Raw genomic sequence first — 1330 nt, forward strand, 5'->3', positions numbered from 1 at the left:
GCCCCTCCCCGGATCCCGTCCGTTCCGAAATATCGTCTCGTCATCTTACTCGACGTGCCCATATATGATTCACCCAATCCTCGTGGACATTTCCACAGCCAGCCAGTGTCCGAGTGACTGGCGGCTTGCCACTCCGCATCTTCTTTGCAGGATACTATGATTGTCAGGACGAAAGGTGTCCTTAGCTCACAATCTGGGGTGAAGACAAGAGCTGTACAAAATCTTGCGCTAAGCCCGAACGGATCGTGAAACTCATGCGGCTCGCCGGGTCGGGGTCGGTAGCCCTAAGGGTTCGAAAGCCTTCGGGCATCCGATGCTCGGTGTCCCAGGTGTAGATGCCTGTCAGGTTGATATGTTCCCAACTCAGCGGCGAGATATGCTTCAACAGCGTATCTGGAATGTTTCGCCCCCCTCGTTTCAACTGTGTGGCCCGCGCGGTCGAGATAGACCGTGTTCCAGTGTACGATCGCGCTGACGACGAGGTTGAGCCCGGATGCGCGGAAGGCCTGGCTCTCGAACGAACGATCGCGAATTTCGTCTCGCTCATGGAAGGACACGGCGCGCTTGAGCTTGTGTGCTGCTTCGCCCTTGTTGAGGCCGGCTCGGCAGCGTGCCGGGCTTGAGTACCATTCAATCATGAATATGGATCGCTCGATCCTGCCCAGTTCCGCAGCGCCCTTGCGAGTTGGCTTTCCTTCTGTCGCTTTGCAGTTAATGAGGTTCTTTCTCACTTTGTGTGAAGCCGTGGCAGCATTCGTGCCTTCAGCAATTCCGGACCTGCCCGACCGTACATTGCACGTTTGAGGGTCTTGAGGCGATTGATCTGGCCTTCGGCCTGTCCGTTGCTCCAAGGCAGCTCGATGGCGTTGTTCACGGCATCGATGTCTCTGCGCAAGACACGGGCGAACCGCATGATCGGAATGAGTTCGGAGTCGAGCGCATCGTCGATCCATGCATCCAGTGGTGCCGATCTCTTGCTGCGAAGGATGCCGTTGAAGCGCATCGCCAGATACCGCATCTCGGCGAAAGCCTCAGATTCCTGCTTCAGGGCATCGACCTTCCTTGCCTGCTGGTCCGTTAGCAGGCCTCGCGGCTTGATGCACAGCGCTGCGGCAACCACTGGCGAGATTGCATTTCCGGTGTCCGGATCTCGAACCGGCTCCGACTTCAACGTGGCGGGCGGCACATCAACAACAGCCTGCTCTCTTTCGGCCCGCCGCCAGGCACCGAGAAGCCGCTCCAGATTGGTGAAACTGCCGGTGTAGCCGCGCTGCTTGACGTCATGAAACAGGTGTCGGCCGCAGCGGTTCCCATCCTTCCAGCATTGGGT

The 1330-nt window shown here is 58.1% G+C and carries 1 protein-coding gene and 1 pseudogene; both read right to left on the reverse strand.

Annotated elements, in window-relative coordinates; all coding sequences use genetic code 11:
* Nucleotides 1-252: 252 nt before the first annotated feature.
* Nucleotides 253-697: pseudogene (locus tag AC0L2K_RS34820) on the reverse strand (Tn3 family transposase); the annotation flags it as partial.
* A 30-nt stretch (nt 698-727) separates the two neighbouring features.
* Nucleotides 728-1330, reverse strand: a 603-nt coding sequence (locus AC0L2K_RS34825; protein WP_473533638.1) for an ISL3 family transposase, incomplete at its 5' end; no start/stop codon positions are given.

It is taken from the genome of Mesorhizobium sp. WSM4817 (assembly GCF_055811135.1).